This window comes from Streptomyces sp. DSM 106670, assembly GCF_055792845.1.
Genome location: NZ_CM147704.1, coordinates 5,937,578 through 5,953,692, shown reverse-complemented (window position 1 = coordinate 5,953,692; position 16,115 = coordinate 5,937,578). Strand labels below are relative to the sequence as shown.

Here is a 16,115-nt window from a genome sequence, read left to right as displayed (position 1 = left end):
GCACAGCCGGACAGCCATTGCCGCAATCCGGGACACTCTTCGCATCCTGTGTGCCCGGGGAAAGGACGCGATGCCATGTCGGAGGCTGCATCCACTCACGTCGCCCTGGCGAAGAGCACGAGGATCAGCGCAACCCCCAGTAGTACGACGGACGGGGCCCTGCTCCCGTCCCTCGCCCCGCTGCTCCACGCATGGCTGCCCCGACAGCGGTGGTTCGCCGGCAAGGGCCGGCCGGTCACCGGCTTCTCCCTGGTCTCGGCCACCGAGATGCTGCCGCTGGACGGCACGGCCGGCCCGGGGCTCCTGCATCTGCTGCTGCGGGTCGAGCAGCCCTCCCAGCAGTCCCGTCCCGCCGAGGACTGCTACCAACTGCTCCTGGGCGCAAGAACGTCACTGCCGCCGCTGCTCTCGGGCGCCCTGATCGGCCGGGTGGAGCGGGGTCCGCTCGCCGGCCGGACCGTCTACGACGCGCTGCACGATCCACGCCTGGCCGATCTGCTGCTGGAGCGCTTCCGCCGCCCCGGGCACCTCGGCTCGCTGCGCTTCGAGCGGACCGCCGCGATCCCGGCCGGTCTCGCGCCCCGGGTGCTGGACGCCGAGCAGTCCAACTCCTCGCTCGTCTACGGGGACGCGTTCATCCTCAAAATCTTCCGGCGCGTCTTCCCGGGCACCAACCCGGACCTGGAGCTGCCCCTCGCGCTCACCGGCGAGGGGTGCGAGCGGGTGCCCGCGCCGGTCGCCTGGTTCGAGGTCCCGGGCCCCGAACCGCTCACCCTCGGCGTCCTGCAGCCCTTTCTGCACGGAGCGCGCGACGGCTGGCAGCTCGCGCTGGCCGCGCTCGCCGCGGGCCGCGACTTCCTGCCCGAGGCGCGGGCGCTGGGCCGGGCCACCGCCGAGGTGCACACCGCGCTCGCCGCCGCGCTGCCGACCCCGGCGCTGCGCGGCACCCAGACCCGGCAGCTCGTCTCGCAGATGACCCAGCGGCTGGAGGCCGCCGCCCAGGCGGTCCCGGCGCTCGTGCCGTACGTCCCCGGGCTGCGCGCCGCGTTCGAGGCGGTGACGGACCTGGGGGCGCGGGGCAGCGGCTGGGCCCAGCAGCGGGTGCACGGCGATCTCCACCTCGGGCAGACCCTGCGCTCCGCCGACGGCTTCTGGTCGCTGATCGACTTCGAGGGCGAGCCGGCCCGCCCGCTGCCCGAGCGCCGCAGGCCCGCGCCCCCGGTGCGCGATGTCGCGGGGATGCTTCGGTCCTTCGACTACGCGGCCCGCTCGCACCGCCCGTGGAACCCGGAGTGGGCGGCCCGCTGCCGCGCCGCCTACTGCGAGGGCTACGCACAGGGTTCGGGCACCGATCCGCGCGGCGAGCCGGAGCTGCTGCGCGCCCATGAGACCGACAAGGCCGTGTACGAGGTGCTGTACGAGGCCCGGCACCGCCCCGACTGGCTGCCGGTTCCGATGGCGGCCATCCAACGGCTGGCCCAGTCCGCCGCGGCCTGAGCCGCGCTCCCCCACGTACCTCCCGCCCCTCCACCCGTGCTTCTCCCCTTCACCCTCCGACCCCCTCCGAGGAGGCCGTCCCTGTGACCGCCCGCAAGCCGTCCCGCAAGGCATCCCGCAAGACCGCCGCAGTGCCGGCCGACGTGCCCGTCGAGACCGCCGCCGAACCCGCCGTCGAGATCGCCGCCGCCGAGACCTCCGCCGACGCGGCGGCCGCCCCCGCACCGGCGCCCGCCGCCACCGCCACCAAGGCCGCACCCGCCAAGCGCGCCAGGCCCCGGCGCGCCGACGCGGGTCCGCCGCGCCCCCGGCAGGCCGGCGACGGCCAGGGCGCGCGCCCCGCACCGGCCCTGGACGGCGCGGACCGCGGCCGGCTGCTGGCCGGCGACCATCACGCGCCGCACGATGTGCTCGGCGCGCACCCGATCCCGGGCGGGGTGCTGGTCCGGGCGCTGCGGCCGTTCGCACGGTCGGTCACGGTGCTGGCGACCGGGCTCCGGGCCGAGCTGCACGACGACGGCGACGGCTTCTTCTCCGGAGTGCTGCCGGTGCCGGAGGCGCCCGCGTACCGGCTGGAAGTGGCGTACGAGGACACCACCATCGAGGTGGAGGACCCGTACCGCTTCTGGCCCGCGATCGGCGAACTCGATCTGCATCTGATCGGCGAGGGCCGGCACGAGGAGCTGTGGCGGGCGCTCGGCGCGGAGCCGATGGTCCACCAGGGGGTGGCCGGGACCCGGTTCACGCTCTGGGCGCCGAACGCGCGCGGTGTGCGGGTCACCGGTGACTTCACCTACTGGGACGGCACGGGCACGCCGATGCGTTCGCTCGGCTCGACCGGGGTGTGGGAGCTGTTCCTGCCCGGGGTCGGCGAGGGCGCGCTGTACAAGTACGACATCTGCCGCCCGGACGGTTCGCACACGGTGCGGGCCGACCCGATGGCCCGGCGCACCGAGGTGCCGCCCGCGACCGCGTCGATCGTCACCGCCCCGCACCACGAGTGGCAGGACGCGGACTGGATGGCGCACCGGGGCGACCGGCCGGTCCACGAGGCCCCGTTCTCGGTGTACGAGGTCCATCTCGGCTCCTGGCGACCTGGTCTGACGTATCGTCAGCTCGCCGAGCAGCTGCCCGCGTACGTCAAGGACCTGGGCTTCACGCATGTCGAGCTGATGCCGGTCTCCGAGCATCCCTTCGGCGGCTCCTGGGGCTATCAGGTCACCGGCTTCTACGCGCCGACCTCGCGGATGGGCACTCCGGACGACTTCCGCTTCCTGGTGGACGCGCTGCACCGGGCCGGCATCGGTGTGATCATGGACTGGGTTCCGGCTCATTTCCCGCGCGACGACTGGGCGTTGGCCGAGTTCGACGGGCGCCCGCTGTACGAGCACTCCGATCCGCAGCGTGCGGCGCACCCGGACTGGGGGACGCTGGAGTTCGACTACGGCCGCACCGAGGTGCGTAACTTCCTGGTCGCCAACGCCACGTACTGGTGCGAGGAGTTCCACATCGACGGGCTGCGGGTCGACGCGGTGGCCTCGATGCTCTACCTCGACTACTCCCGCGAGGACGGCCAGTGGTCGCCCAACGAGTTCGGCGGCCGGGAGAACCTGGACGCGGTCGCCTTCCTCCAGGAGATGAACGCGACCGTCTACCGCCGCAATCCGGGCGTCGTCACCATCGCCGAGGAGTCCACCGCCTGGGACGGTGTCACCCGGCCCACCGACAGCGGCGGCCTGGGCTTCGGGCTGAAGTGGAACATGGGCTGGATGCACGACTCGCTGGTCTACATGTCCAAGGAGCCGATCCACCGCAAGTACCACCACAACGAGATGACGTTCTCGATGGTGTACGCCTACAGCGAGAACTACGTGCTGCCGATCTCGCACGACGAGGTGGTGCACGGCAAGCAGGCGCTGGTGGCGAAGATGCCCGGCGACTGGTGGCAGCAGCGCGCCAACCACCGCGCCTACCTGGGCTTCATGTGGGCCCACCCCGGCAAGCAACTCCTGTTCATGGGACAGGAGTTCGCCCAGGGTGCGGAGTGGTCCGAGGGGCACGGCCCGGACTGGTGGCTGCTGGACCCGGCGTACGACGCGTCCGGCGACCACCGCGGGGTGCGGACCCTGGTCGGCGATCTGAACGCGGTGTACGGGGCGGTGCCCGCGCTGTGGCAGCGCGACACCGTGCCGGAGGGGTTCAGCTGGGTGGACGGCGGGGCGGCCGAGGACAATGTGTTCGCGTTCCTGCGGTACGACGCGGACGGCTCGCCGCTGCTCGCGGTCTCGCACTTCTCCCCGGCGGTCCGCAGCGACTACCGCCTGGGGGTGCCGGAGACCGGTACGGAGGGCTGGGTGGAGGTCCTGAACACCGACGCGGCCCGGTACGGCGGTGGCGATGTGCGCAACGAGGAGCCGCTGAAGGCGGAGGCGGTGCCCGCGCACGGCCGGCCCGCCAGCATCTCGCTGACGCTGCCGCCGCTGGCGACGGTGTGGTTCCGCCCGGCGTAGCCGCCACGGCGGGATGAGCCCGGGGCCCGTACCGCGTCGACGGTGGACGCGGTACGGGCCCTCCCCCGTTCCCGGCGGGTCAGCGCCCGGCGGCGATCACCTCGACGATGCTCGACCAGGACGAGGAGCCGTGGCCCTCGGCGACGGCCCGGTCGGTGACGGACTTCAGCCCCGCCAGCTGCGAGACGTCCAGGCCGTGGTCCTTCGAGGTGTGCAGGATGTGGTCGACGCTGGCCGCCATCATGGCGAGGTTCCCGCCCTCGCCGACATAGGTACGGGAGTCGATGTCGGTCGCCGTGTAGGCCGCGATCGGCGGCAGGATGCCCGCGATGGTGTTGAGGTACGGGGCGAGCGACGCGCCGTCGATGCCCTCCGCGCGGGCCAGCGCGAAGGCGTGGACCAGACCGCCCATGGCTCCGTAGAAGAAGTCCAGCATCGCCATGTCGTAGGCGGCGGCGAGCCCGTGGTCCTCGCCGAGGAAGGTGGCGGGCGCGCCGAGCGCCTTGAGGGCGGCCTCGTGCGTCTCGAACGCGGCCCGGTCGCCGGAGTGGAAGATCAGCGCGTCCGCCGAGCCGACCACGTCGACCGGCACCATGATCGCGCCGTCGAGGTAGGACAGATCGTGCTTCTCGGCCCAGGCGGCGGTCCGCCGCGAACGGGCCGGGATGTCCGAGGTGAGGTTGACCAGGACCCGCCCCCGAAGCGCTTCGGCCAGCGGCTCCAGGACCGCGTCGGAGGCGTCGTAGTCGACGAGGCAGACCACGACGAGTCCGCTCGCCCGCACGGCCTCCTCGGCGGACGCGGCCCGCACCGCGCCGAGGCCGACGACGTCCTCGCCCTTTCCTGACGAACGGTTCCAGACGGTGGTGGGGTGGCCGGCCGCCAGGAAGGCGCGGGCCAGGGAGCGGCCCATGTCGCCGAGGCCGAGAACGGTGACGGGGGTGGGATCGGTGGTCGTGTTCGCTTGCTTCATGGGGACCATGCTGGGCGCGCGAACAGGGCGTGACCAGAACCCACTTGACTGTCAGATACGCACTTCGGGGAAAGGATGCAGGTCAGCGGCCCACCGGCCCGGGGCGTCAGTTCCCCCGGGCCGCGGAACGCCGGCGCACGGCCCAGACGATGCCGCCGCCCGCCGCCACCGCTGCGGCCGCCATGCCGGCGAGCGGGGCGGTGGAGTCCGAGCCGGTCGCCGCGAGGTTGCCGCCGGTCTGCGGGGTGGCGCCGCCGGTCGTCGAACCGCCCGTGCCGGCGGAGGAGCCGGAGGAGCCCGAACCGCCGGTGCCGCTCGTGCCTCCGGTGGTGTCGGAGCCGCCGGTGGACGAGGAGCCGCCCGTACCGCCGGTGGAACCGGACGAGCCGGAGGAGCCCGAGGTGTCCGAGCCCTTGCCGGTGTCAATCACGATCTGCGCGGTGTCGTTGGCGGCGTTGCGGTCGAAGGGGCGCTCCGGGCCGCCGAAGGAGACCTCACCCGTGGTGCGGCCCACCGCCTTGTCGATGCGCAGGACGAAGTCGTAGCTCTCGCCGCCGTTCACGTCGACCCAGGACTGCGAGGTCCCGCAGCGGTAGTGGGTCTTGGTGACCGCGTCGCAGAATCCGTGCGCCTTGACGACGGACGTGCCCTTCGGGATGTGGACGTCGACGGTGGCCACGCCCTGTTCGCGGGCCACCTGCACCCGGGCGGGGCCCGCGTTGGTGAACTTCACCGTGGCGGTGACCTTCTCGCCGGGCTCGCCCTTCAGCTCGGCGCCGGCCAGGCCGAAGTCGGCGGTGTTCGCCGCGGTGACGCCGGCCGAGGCGACCGGCTCGGGGTGGTCCTTCCGGTCGGCGTCGGTGGCCGGGCCCTTCTCGACCAGGGTGAGCGGGTCGCCGGTGCCCGGCACCGGCTCGGTGGAGCCGCTGTCGCCCTCGTCCGGGTCCGGCTCGGTGACGCCGATCGTCACCCGCAGGTCGTCGTTGAGCGCGGAGTCGAGCGCCTTGAGCGAGACGGGCTTCGCCGTGCCGTAGACGACGCCCGGCTTCAGCGGCTGGTCGATCTTGCAGGCGGCGACGTGCGAGTCGGGCATCTCGTCGTAGGACGGGATCGTGTAGTAGCTGCAGTTGCGGTACGTCTCGTCCGCCTTCAGACCGGGCGACACCTCGTACGTCACATAGGAGACGGGCACCTCCGCCGTCCCCTTGTTGAGGAAGGTCAGCGGGGTGGAGAACCCGGCCCCGGCCTGAACTCCCTTGATCGGTGCGATCGTTCCGACGCCGAGGTCCGGCTCCGGTTCGTCGGCGAGCGCCGGCGCGGCGCCCAACGCCACCAGCGCGGTGGCGGCTACGGCGGCGGTGGAGCCACGGAGGGTCCGGCGGCGGGAAGGCGTGATGCGCATGGAAGTCCTTCGGTCGTGGGGCGCGTGGGGCGGACTGCGGTCCTTCACCTCTCAAGACCGGTGCCGGACAAGGGGGGTTGTGCCCGCCGGGACGGTCGTGACAGAACACAGACATAAGGACACCCGTACCGGGGGAGGCACGGGTGTCCTTGTGTGGGGGGTACCGCAGCGGCCCGGGGGCGCCGCTGCGGCGTCGGGGGGTGACGCGGCGGTGCGGGGTGGTGCGGGTCAGACCTTGGCGGGCTGCTCGGAGGCGGCGTCCCGCTGCTCGGGCAGCTCGTCGGAGCCGCCGGACGGGGCGTGGTCGTCCACCAGGGTCTTCTCGTCGAACGGGACCCGGCCGGCCAGCACCTCGTTCACCCGGTCCTTGTCGATCTCCTTGGTCCAGTGGCCGACCAGCACCGTGGCGACCGCGTTGCCCGCGAAGTTGGTCAGCGCGCGGGCCTCGCTCATGAAGCGGTCGATGCCGACGATCAGGCCGACGCCGTCGACGAGTTCGGGGCGGTGCGACTGGAGTCCGCCGGCCAGGGTCGCGAGGCCGGCGCCGGTCACGCCCGCCGCACCCTTCGAGGCGATGATCATGAAGACCAGCAGCGAGATCTGCTCGCTCGCGCTCAGCGGGTCGCCCATCGCGTTGGCGATGAAGAGCGAGGACATCGTCAGGTAGATCGCGGTGCCGTCGAGGTTGAAGGAGTAGCCGGTCGGCACGGTGATGCCGACGACGGGCTTGCTGACGCCCAGGTGCTCCATCTTCGCGATCAGCCGCGGCAGGGCCGACTCGGAGGAGGAGGTGGACAGGATGAGCAGGAACTCGCGGCCCAGGTACTTCAGCAGCGCGAACAGGTTCACCCCGGCGACCAGCCGCAGGATCGCGCCGAGCACCACGAAGACGAACAGCGCACAGGTGACGTAGAAGCCGATCATGATGATCGCCAGCGACTTCAGGGCGTCGAGGCCGGTCTCTCGCCGACCACCGCGGCGATCGCGCCGAACGCGCCGACCGGGGCGGCCCACATGATCATGGCGAGGATGCGGAAGACGAGGCGCTGGATGTGGGTGATGCCACGGATGATCGGCTCGCCCGCCGAGCCCATCGCCTGGAGCGCGAAGCCCGCGAGCAGCGCGACGAGGAGGGTCTGGAGGACCTCGCCCGCGGTGAAGGCGGAGACGATCGTGGTCGGGATGATGCCGAGCAGGAAGTCCACGGTGGACTCGCTCGCGCCCGCCGCCTGCGCCTCGCCCGCGGCCCGCGCCTGCTCGGTGATGTGCAGGGTGGAGCCGGGCTCCAGGACGTTGCCGACCAGCAGACCGATGGCGAGGGCCACGGTCGACATGACCAGGAAGTAGCCGAGCGCCAGACCGCCGACCGCGCCGACCTTGGCGGCCTTGCGGACCGAGCCGACGCCCAGGACGATCGTGCAGAAGATGATCGGCGAGATCATCATCTTGATCAGGTTCACGAATCCGGCGCCGATGGGCTTCAGCTCGACGGCCACCCCGGGGGCCGCGAAGCCCACCAGGATGCCGAGCGCCACGGCGGCGATCACGGCGATGTACAGGTAGTGGGTGCGGTCCCGTTGTTTGGCTGCCACAGCCATGGTGGGGCTCCTCGGCTCGGTGGGCTTGCGCCCCCGTCCCTGGGGGCTTCGGTGACTATCCACCGCCCTGTGACCCCGGTCACCCTTGCGTTCATATCGTTCACGGTCGCTTTCCGGCCAACCGGGAGACCTCTGGGAGCCTCCGGCCGGGCCAGGCAGACTGTGGGGTATGCGTCTCCCCCGTACCCTCCCGCGCAGCCTGGCGGGTCAGCTCTTCGCCATGCAGGTCGTGCTCATCGCCGCGGTGGTGGCCGGGTGCGCCGTCTTCGCGTACGTGTCGGGCAGCGCGCAGGCCGAGGAGACGGCCGCCCGGCAGGTGCGGGTGGCGGCCCTCGCCGTGGCCGATTCCCCCTCCGTACGGGAGGCCATCCGTACCCCGGACCCGTCCGCCGTACTCCAGCCGTACGCGGAGCGGGTGCGCGAGGACACCGGGATCGCCTTCGTCACGATCATGGACACCGAGCGGGTGCGCTGGACGCATCCGGACACGACGCAGATCGGCGACACCTTCCTCGGGAACACCGCGAAGGCGCTGCGCGGGCAGACCTTCACCGAGACGTACACCGGCACACTGGGCCCCTCGATACGGGTGGTCACCCCGATCCGCGACGACGGGAAGATCGTCGGCCTGGTCAGCGCGGGCATCACGGTGGACCGGGTCTCCTCGCAGGTACGGGAACAGCTCGGCGCCCTCGCGCTGGCGGCGGGCGGGGCGCTGGCGCTCGGCGGGATCGGTACGTACGTGGTCAACGCCCGGCTGCGGCGGCACACCCACGGGATGAACGCGGCCGAGCTGAGCCGGCTGCACGACTACCACCAGGCCACCCTGCACGCGGTGCGCGAGGGGCTGCTGATGCTGGACGGGCGGCGGCGGATCGCGCTGATCAACGACGCCGGGCGGGAGCTGCTGGGTCTGGGGGCGGACGCGGAGGCGGTCGGCCGTACGGTCGACGAGCTGGCGCTGCCCGCGCCGCTGACCGGGGCGCTGCTGGCGTCGGAGGCCCGGGTGGACGAACTGCATCTGACGGCGGAGCGGGTGATCGTGGTCAACACCCGTCCGGTGGTGGGCGGTGAGCGGCGCGGCACGGTGGTGACCCTGCGCGACCACACCGAGCTCCAGGCGCTCTCCGGCGAGCTGGACTCCGAGCGCGGCTTCACGCAGGCGCTGCGCTCGCAGGCCCATGAGGCGGCGAACCGGCTGCACACCGTGGTGTCGCTGATCGAGCTGGGCCGGGTGGAGGAGGCGGTGGACTTCGCGACGGCGGAGCTGGAGCTGGCCCAGGTGCTGACCGACCGGGTGGTGGGGGCGGTGGAGGAGCCGGTGCTGGCGGCGCTGCTGCTGGGCAAGGCGGCCCAGGCGAACGAGCGGGGCGTGGAGCTGGTGCTCGCGGAGGACAGCCTGATCGACGACGGGGCGCTGCCGCCCTCGCTGGCCCAGCGCGATCTGGTGACGATCCTCGGCAATCTGATCGACAACGCGGTGGAGGCCGCGTCGGAGGGCCCGGAAGGCGCGGAGGAGTCCGGGGCCGAGGTGCCCGCGCCCCGGGCGGCCGGGGCTCCGGCGGGGCGGGCCCGGGTCACGGTGACCGCGCTCGCGGACGAGCGGGAGCTGTTGTTGCGGGTCGCGGACACGGGCGCGGGCATCGGCCCGGAGGCGGCGGACGAGGTGTTCCGGCGGGGCTGGTCGACGCACGGGGCGGGGCGCGGCCTCGGCCTGGCGCTGGTCCGGCAGGCGGCGCACCGCAACGGGGGCACGGTGGAGCTGGACGCGGGTCCGGACGGCGGCGCGCGGTTCACCGTACGGCTGCCGCTCGGGGACCGTACGGCGGCGGGGGTCGCCGCGAAGGAGGTCACGGCATGATCAAAGTCCTGGTGGTGGAGGACGATCCGGTGGCAGCCGACGCCCACCAGATGTATGTGGAGCGGGTCGAGGGCTTCACGGTGACGGCGGTGGCGCACACCCGGGCGGCGGCGGTGCGTGCGCTGGAGCGGACGCCGGTGGATCTGCTGCTGCTCGACCTCTATCTGCCCGACGGGCACGGGCTGGGGCTGCTGCGCTCGCTGCGGGCCTCCGGCCACGGGGCCGATGTGATCGCGGTGACCTCGGCGCGGGATCTCGCGGTGGTGCGGGAAGGGGTGTCGCTGGGCGTCGTGCAGTACGTGCTGAAGCCGTTCACGTACCCCACGCTGCGCGACCGGCTGGTGCGGTACGCGGAGTTCCGGGGCGTCGCCGGGGAGGCGAGCGGCCAGGAGGAGGTGGACCGGGCGCTGGGCGCGCTGCGGGTCGCGCATCCGGCCGCGCTGCCCAAAGGGCTCAGCGGTCCGACGCTGGAGGCGGTGACCCGGGTGCTGAAGGAGTCGCCCGAGGGGGTGACGGCGGCCGCCGCCGGGGAGCGGCTGGGGATCTCGCGGATCACCGCCCGGCGGTACCTGGAGCATCTGGTGACCGTCGGCAGCGCCGCGAGGCGTCCGCATTATGGGCAGGTCGGCCGACCGGAGCTGCACTACAGCTGGCTGGCGGCAGGGCGCTGACCCGGTAGCGGGCGGCCGGCCGGAAAACGCTTACCGGTCGGTTTCGCAGCTCCGGCGCCCCTCTGCCGGAGCCGAAAAGAAAGCGCTGGTGGGGAGGGATTCGCGTACCGCCCGCCCGGTTCGTGGCTGGAGGTTCCTACGAAGCGTGTTCTGTGGGGAACGTACCGTAGCCAGGGCGGAAATGGACTTCTACGGTGGGCCCGTGCACCCCACCCCGCCATTCAACGCCCCCGCCGCGCGCCGTCTCCGCGAGGCACTGGGGATGGCTCCCGGCCATGTCGCCTACGGGCTCGCCGCCCAGTACGGACTCCGGATCAGCGCAGAGACCGTCATCGCCTGGGAGCGCGGCATCGCGACTCCCGGGGAACGTGAGCTGACCGCCCTCGCCGGCGTCCTCTGGTGCGCCCCCGGCGAGCTGCTGGCGGCCGCCGCCACCCTGCGCGAACACCGTATGACCCGGGAACTGACCGTGGACGACCTGGCCCGGCAGCTGGGCATGACCGGCGCCTCGTACCTGCGGATGGAGGAGTCGGGGCGCTGGCGGGGCAACGAGAAGCAGTCGGCGGCGCTGTGCCGGGCGCTGGGTCTGTCGGCGGCGCAGTTCCTGACGGCGACCGGCCGGGACGAGGAGCTGGCGGAGCTGCTGAGCAGCGCGGTCACCACGCGCTGGCAGGCGTACGTCCGGCCGGTGGCCAAGATCGTGCCGCTGGACCGGGTGCTGATCCAGGACGTACTGGAACAGCTGCACACCGACTACCAGGCGCTGATGGTCTCCACGCTGAGCTGGAGCAGCACGGGCCAGGAACGCTCCGGGTCGACGGGCGACGCGGGCCGGGCGTTCCTGTCCCGGGTGGTGGAGCAGTTCTGGCGGACCGCCGGAGTGTGACTCCGCACGGGCAGCCCGTGCGGCCCGTGCGGTCGGAGCGACCGGGCGGGGCTAGAAGACCGACTCGGCCTCGTACATCCGCTCGGTGGGTACCCGCTTCAGCTGGGTGACGGCGTCGGCGAGCGGGACCATGGCGATGTCGTTGCCGCGCAGGGCGGTCATCCGGCCGAAGTCGCCGCGGTGCACGGCCTCCACGGCGTTCCAGCCGAAGCGGGTGGCGAGCACCCGGTCGTACGCGGTCGGCGTGCCGCCGCGCTGGACATGGCCGAGAATGACCGGCCGGGCCTCCTTGCCGAGGCGGGTCTCCAGCTCGATGGCGAGGCGGTTGCCGATGCCCTGGAAGCGCTCGTGGCCGTACTGGTCGATCTCGCCCTTGGCGTACGGCATGGAGCCCTCGGCCGGGTGCGCGCCCTCGGCGACGCAGATGACGGCGAACTTCTTGCCGCGCGCGAACCGTTCCTCGACCATCTTGACCAGGTCGTCGACCGCGAAGGGCCGCTCGGGCAGGCAGATGCCGTGGGCGCCGCCGGCCATCCCGGACTCCAGGGCGATCCAGCCCGCGTGCCGGCCCATCACCTCGACGACCATCACCCGCTGGTGGGACTCGGCGGTGGTCTTGAGACGGTCTATGGCCTCGGTCGCGACGCCCACCGCCGTGTCGAACCCGAAGGTGCGGTCGGTGGCGGAGATGTCGTTGTCGATGGTCTTCGGGACGCCGACGACCGGCATGCCCGCGTCGGAGAGCATCCGGGCCGCGGTGAGCGTGCCCTCGCCGCCGATCGGGATGAGCGCGTCGATGCCGTAACGGCGGGACAGCTCCTCGCAGTTCTCGGCGGCCTCGCGCAGCCGGTCGCGCTCCAGGCGGGCCGAGCCGAGGATGGTGCCGCCGCGGGCCAGGATGCCGCTGACCGCGTTGAGGTCGAGGGGGCGGAAGTGGCCGTCGAGCAGCCCCTTGAAGCCGTCCTCGAAGCCGATGACCTCGTCGCCGTGGCCGACGACGGCCCGGTGGACGACCGACCGGATCACTGCGTTCAGGCCGGGGCAGTCGCCGCCCGCGGTGAGAATGCCGATGCGCATCGAGGTGTTTCTCCTGCTCGTTAGTAACCGCGCTTTCCGGGGAGCCGACCGAGGCGGCTCCCGTGCCCTGAACCTCCACGAGTCTCCCACGCCCGGCAGGGACCCGGCGCTTTCGGCCGGGCCGGGACCTCCGGCGGGCGGCATAGCGGCCCCCGCAGGTATCGTCAAGAGGCAATGCAGGCCAATGCCGCACCCGGTGGACACGCCGGGCGGGCACGGGGGCATCACCGTACGTCCGGACGCCCCGCGGGTCGCGGCACCGAACATGGACGGGAGACCACGCGTGGCGCGCAGCGTGTACGTGACCGGGATCGACCGGGGGGACGGCCGTCAGGTCGTCGAGCTGGGAGTCATGGAGCTTCTGACGCGTCAGGTGGACCGGGTCGGCGTCTTCCGCCCGCTGGTCCATGACGGACCCGACCGGCTCTACGAGCTGCTGCGGGCCCGCTACCGGCTCTCCCAGAGCCCGGACTCCGTCTACGGCCTGGACTACCACGACGCCTCCACCGTGCAGGCGGAGAAGGGTACCGACGAGCTGGTCTCCCGGCTCGTCGAGCGCTTCCACCAGGTGGCCCGGGAGTACGAGGTGGTCCTCGTCCTCGGCAGCGACTTCGCCGCCACCCAGCTCCCGGACGAGCTGGCGCTCAACGCCCGGCTGGCCAACGAGTTCGGCGCCTCGGTGATCGCGGTCGTCGGCGGCAAGGGGCAGACCGCGGAGTCCGTCCGCGCCGAGACCCGTAACGCCTACCGCGCCTACGCCGGCCTCGGCTGCGATGTGCTGGCGATGGTGGTGAACCGCGTCGCTCCCGAGGACCGGGCGGTGATAGCGGAGCGGCTCGCGGCCCGGCTGCCCGTGCCCGTCTCCGTGCTGCCCGACGACCCGGCGCTCTCCGCCCCCACGGTCGCGCAGATCACCGCGGCGCTGGACGGCACCGTGCTGCTCGGCGACGACTCGGGCCTCGCGCGGGACGCGCTGGACTTCGTCTTCGGCGGGGCGATGCTGCCGAATCTGCTGAACGCGCTGACGCCCGGCTGCATGGTGGTCACCCCCGGGGACCGGGCCGACCTGGTGGTGGGCTCGCTGGCCGCGCACAGCGCCGGCACCCCGCCCATCGCGGGCGTCCTGCTGACCCTGAACGAGCGCCCCGGCGAGGAGATACTCACGCTGGCCGCCCGGCTCGCACCGGGTACCCCGGTCGTCTCGGTGGCCGGCGGATCCTTCCCCACGGCGGCGGAACTCTTCACCCTCGAAGGCAAGTTGAACGCGGCGACGCCCCGTAAGGCGGAGACCGCGCTGGGCCTGTTCGAGCGGCACGTCGACACCGGCGCCCTCCTCGACCGGATCTCGGTGGCCCGCAGCGGCCGGGTCACGCCGATGATGTTCGAGCACGAGCTGCTGGAGCAGGCCCGCTCCGACCGCAAGCGCGTGGTGCTGCCGGAGGGCGCCGAGGAGCGGGTGCTGCGCGCCGCCGACGTGCTGCTGCGCCGGGACGTCTGCGATCTGACGCTGCTCGGCGATGTGGACGTGATCCGCAAGAAGGCCGCCGACCTCGGCATCGACCTCGCGGACACCCAGCTGATCGACCCGCAGACCTCGGAGCTGCGCGGGGCCTTCGCCGAGCGGTACGCCGAACTGCGCGCGCACCGCGGGGTGACGGTGGAGCTGGCGCACGACGTGGTGGCGGACGTGAACTACTTCGGCACGCTGATGGTGCAGGAGGGTCTGGCCGACGGGATGGTGTCGGGGTCGGTGCACTCCACGGCGGCCACGATCCGCCCGGCGTTCGAGATCATCAAGACGAAGCCGGACGCGTCGATCGTCTCCTCCGTCTTCTTCATGTGCCTGGCCGACAAGGTCCTCGTGTACGGCGACTGCGCGGTCAACCCGGACCCGAACGCCGAGCAGCTCGCGGACATCGCGGTGCAGTCGGCGGTGACGGCGGCCCGCTTCGGCGTGGAGCCCCGGATCGCGATGCTGTCGTACTCCACCGGGACCTCGGGCTCCGGCGCGGACGTCGACAAGGTGCGCGAGGCCACCGAGCGGGTGCGGGCGGAGCGGCCGGAGCTGCGGGTGGAGGGGCCGATCCAGTACGACGCGGCGGTCGAGCCGTCCGTCGCGGCGACGAAGCTGCCGGATTCGGAGGTGGCCGGGCAGGCCACCGTGCTGATCTTCCCGGACCTGAACACCGGCAACAACACCTACAAGGCCGTGCAGCGCTCGGCGGGCGCGGTGGCGGTCGGTCCGGTGCTCCAGGGTCTGCGCAAGCCGGTCAACGACCTGTCGCGCGGCGCGCTCGTCCAGGACATCGTCAACACCGTGGCGATCACGGCGATCCAGGCGCAGAGCGAGGAGCGCCCCGCATGACGACTTCCTCCATCCCCCAGCACGAAGGTACGGCCTCTGTGGAACCGCATCGCGTCCTCGTCCTCAACTCCGGCTCCTCGTCGGTGAAGTACCAGCTCCTCGACATGCGCGACCGCTCCCGGCTCGCCTCGGGCTTGGTCGAGCGGATCGGCGAGGAGACCTCGCGCCTGGTGCACACACCGCTGGCCGGCGGCGGCGCCGAGCCCCGGGAGCGTACGGGCCGGATCGCGGACCACGACGAGGCGCTCAAGGCGGCGGCCGAGGAGCTGGCGGCGGACGGCCTCGGCCTCGACTCCCCCGAACTCGCCGCGATCGGGCACCGGGTGGTGCACGGCGGGCTGCGGTTCAGCGCACCGACCGTGATCACCGACGAGGTGCTGAAGGAGATCGAGCGCCTCGTGCCGGTCGCGCCGCTGCACAACCCGGCCAACATCACGGGTATCCGTACGGCGCAGGCGCTGCGGCCGGACCTGCCGCAGGTGGCGGTGTTCGACACGGCGTTCCACACGACGATGCCGGAGGCCGCCGCGCGGTACGCGATCGACGTGGAGACCGCCGACGCGCACCGCATCCGCCGCTACGGCTTCCACGGCACCTCGCACGCGTACGTCTCGCGGAAGACGGCCGAGCTGCTGGGGAAGACCCCCGAGGAGGTGAACGTCATCGTGCTGCACCTGGGCAACGGGGCGTCGGCCTCGGCGGTCGCGGGCGGGCGGTGCGTCGAGACCTCGATGGGGCTGACGCCTTTGGAAGGGCTCGTGATGGGTACCCGCTCCGGGGACATCGATCCGGCGGTCACCTTCCATCTGAAGCGGGTGGCGGGCATGTCGACCGACGAGATCGACGTCCTGCTGAACAAGAGGAGCGGGCTGGTCGGCCTCTGCGGCGACAACGACATGCGGGTGATCCGCCGCCGGATCGACGAGGGCGACGAGCGGGCCGCGCTGGCCTTCGACATCTACATCCACCGGCTGAAGAAGTACATCGGCGCCTATACGGCGGTGCTCGGCCGGGTGGACGCGGTGGCGTTCACGGCGGGGGTCGGGGAGAACGCGGCTCCGGTGCGGGAAGCTGCCATCGCGGGCCTGGAGGAGCTGGGCATGGCGGTGGACGCCTCGCTCAACTCCATACGGTCCGGTGAACCGCGGCTGATCTCGCCGGAGTACGCCCGGGTGGCGGTCGCCGTGGTGCCGACGGACGAGGAGCTGGAGATCGCCGACCAGACGTTCGCGCTCGTCGGGAGGCCGTAGTCCACGGTTCGGACAGGTCGACAAC

10 protein-coding genes and 1 pseudogene are annotated in these 16,115 nt (G+C 72.5%); 7 read left to right on the top strand and 4 right to left on the bottom strand.

The features are described from left to right. Positions 1 to 75: 75 nt before the first annotated feature. Both ACSMXR_RS26525 and glgB read left to right on the top strand, forming a co-directional pair. Complete coding sequence (locus tag ACSMXR_RS26525; protein ID WP_137233557.1) at positions 76 to 1,497, top strand: maltokinase N-terminal cap-like domain-containing protein; 1,422 nt, start codon at positions 76 to 78, stop codon at positions 1,495 to 1,497. 83 nt (positions 1,498 to 1,580) lie between these two features. Then, positions 1,581 to 4,007 (top strand): 1,4-alpha-glucan branching enzyme, encoded by a 2,427-nt coding sequence (gene glgB, locus ACSMXR_RS26520; protein ID WP_473170065.1) that lies wholly within the window; start codon positions 1,581 to 1,583, stop codon positions 4,005 to 4,007. A gap of 79 nt (positions 4,008 to 4,086) precedes the next feature. Here the strand turns inward: glgB and ACSMXR_RS26515 are convergent, their stop codons facing one another. The 3 genes and pseudogenes from ACSMXR_RS26515 to ACSMXR_RS26505 all read right to left on the bottom strand — a co-directional run bounded on the left by ACSMXR_RS26515 (position 4,087) and on the right by ACSMXR_RS26505 (position 7,980). Further along, on the bottom strand, positions 4,087 to 4,980 hold the full coding sequence (locus ACSMXR_RS26515; protein WP_376185186.1) for an NAD(P)-dependent oxidoreductase: 894 nt from the start codon (positions 4,978 to 4,980) through the stop codon (positions 4,087 to 4,089). 106 nt (positions 4,981 to 5,086) lie between these two features. Then, on the bottom strand, positions 5,087 to 6,382 hold the full coding sequence (locus ACSMXR_RS26510; RefSeq protein WP_473170064.1) for an LAETG motif-containing sortase-dependent surface protein: 1,296 nt from the start codon (positions 6,380 to 6,382) through the stop codon (positions 5,087 to 5,089). A 228-nt stretch (positions 6,383 to 6,610) separates the two neighbouring features. Beyond that, positions 6,611 to 7,980, bottom strand: a pseudogene (locus tag ACSMXR_RS26505) (cation:dicarboxylate symporter family transporter). 169 nt (positions 7,981 to 8,149) lie between these two features. On the opposite strand from ACSMXR_RS26505, the gene ACSMXR_RS26500 reads away from it, so the two are divergent. From ACSMXR_RS26500 to ACSMXR_RS26490, 3 genes are all read left to right on the top strand, one after another. Continuing rightward, entirely contained in the window at positions 8,150 to 9,841 is a 1,692-nt protein-coding gene (locus ACSMXR_RS26500) for a sensor histidine kinase (protein WP_137233552.1), read from the top strand. Next, positions 9,838 to 10,512 (top strand): response regulator, encoded by a 675-nt coding sequence (locus tag ACSMXR_RS26495; protein ID WP_473170063.1) that lies wholly within the window; start codon positions 9,838 to 9,840, stop codon positions 10,510 to 10,512. Before ACSMXR_RS26500 ends, ACSMXR_RS26495 begins: the two co-directional genes overlap by 4 nt. A gap of 181 nt (positions 10,513 to 10,693) precedes the next feature. Beyond that, a complete protein-coding gene (locus ACSMXR_RS26490) occupies positions 10,694 to 11,398 on the top strand; it encodes a helix-turn-helix domain-containing protein (RefSeq protein ID WP_170994621.1) in 705 nt (234 codons plus the stop codon). Between the two features lie 51 nt (positions 11,399 to 11,449). Here ACSMXR_RS26490 and ACSMXR_RS26485 read toward each other — a convergent pair whose 3' ends face one another. Continuing rightward, complete coding sequence (locus ACSMXR_RS26485; protein WP_137233551.1) at positions 11,450 to 12,475, bottom strand: ATP-dependent 6-phosphofructokinase; 1,026 nt, start codon at positions 12,473 to 12,475, stop codon at positions 11,450 to 11,452. Between the two features lie 283 nt (positions 12,476 to 12,758). Here ACSMXR_RS26485 and pta point away from each other — a divergent pair, with 283 nt between their 5' ends. Together pta and ACSMXR_RS26475 are read left to right on the top strand one after the other, a co-directional pair. After that, on the top strand, positions 12,759 to 14,840 hold the full coding sequence (pta, locus tag ACSMXR_RS26480) for a phosphate acetyltransferase (RefSeq protein ID WP_137233550.1): 2,082 nt from the start codon (positions 12,759 to 12,761) through the stop codon (positions 14,838 to 14,840). Then, the gene (locus tag ACSMXR_RS26475) at positions 14,837 to 16,090 is read left to right on the top strand and encodes an acetate kinase (protein WP_473170062.1); all 1,254 of its coding nucleotides are present in this window, start codon (positions 14,837 to 14,839) and stop codon (positions 16,088 to 16,090) included. The genes pta and ACSMXR_RS26475 overlap by 4 nt, the downstream gene beginning before the upstream one ends. Positions 16,091 to 16,115: the final 25 nt, after the last annotated feature.

Excerpts from the sequence above, each read along its gene's own strand:
- ACSMXR_RS26525 (WP_137233557.1), top strand. The coding sequence starts at position 76 with ATGTCGGAGGCTGCATCCACTCACGTCGCCCTGGCGAAGAGCACGAGG.
- ACSMXR_RS26475 (WP_473170062.1), top strand. The coding sequence starts at position 14,837 with ATGACGACTTCCTCCATCCCCCAGCACGAAGGTACGGCCTCTGTGGAA.
- ACSMXR_RS26510 (WP_473170064.1), bottom strand. The coding sequence starts at position 6,382 with ATGCGCATCACGCCTTCCCGCCGCCGGACCCTCCGTGGCTCCACCGCC.
- ACSMXR_RS26500 (WP_137233552.1), top strand. The coding sequence starts at position 8,150 with ATGCGTCTCCCCCGTACCCTCCCGCGCAGCCTGGCGGGTCAGCTCTTC.
- ACSMXR_RS26490 (WP_170994621.1), top strand. The coding sequence starts at position 10,694 with ATGGACTTCTACGGTGGGCCCGTGCACCCCACCCCGCCATTCAACGCC.
- ACSMXR_RS26515 (WP_376185186.1), bottom strand. The coding sequence starts at position 4,980 with ATGAAGCAAGCGAACACGACCACCGATCCCACCCCCGTCACCGTTCTC.
- ACSMXR_RS26495 (WP_473170063.1), top strand. The coding sequence starts at position 9,838 with ATGATCAAAGTCCTGGTGGTGGAGGACGATCCGGTGGCAGCCGACGCC.
- ACSMXR_RS26485 (WP_137233551.1), bottom strand. The coding sequence starts at position 12,475 with ATGCGCATCGGCATTCTCACCGCGGGCGGCGACTGCCCCGGCCTGAAC.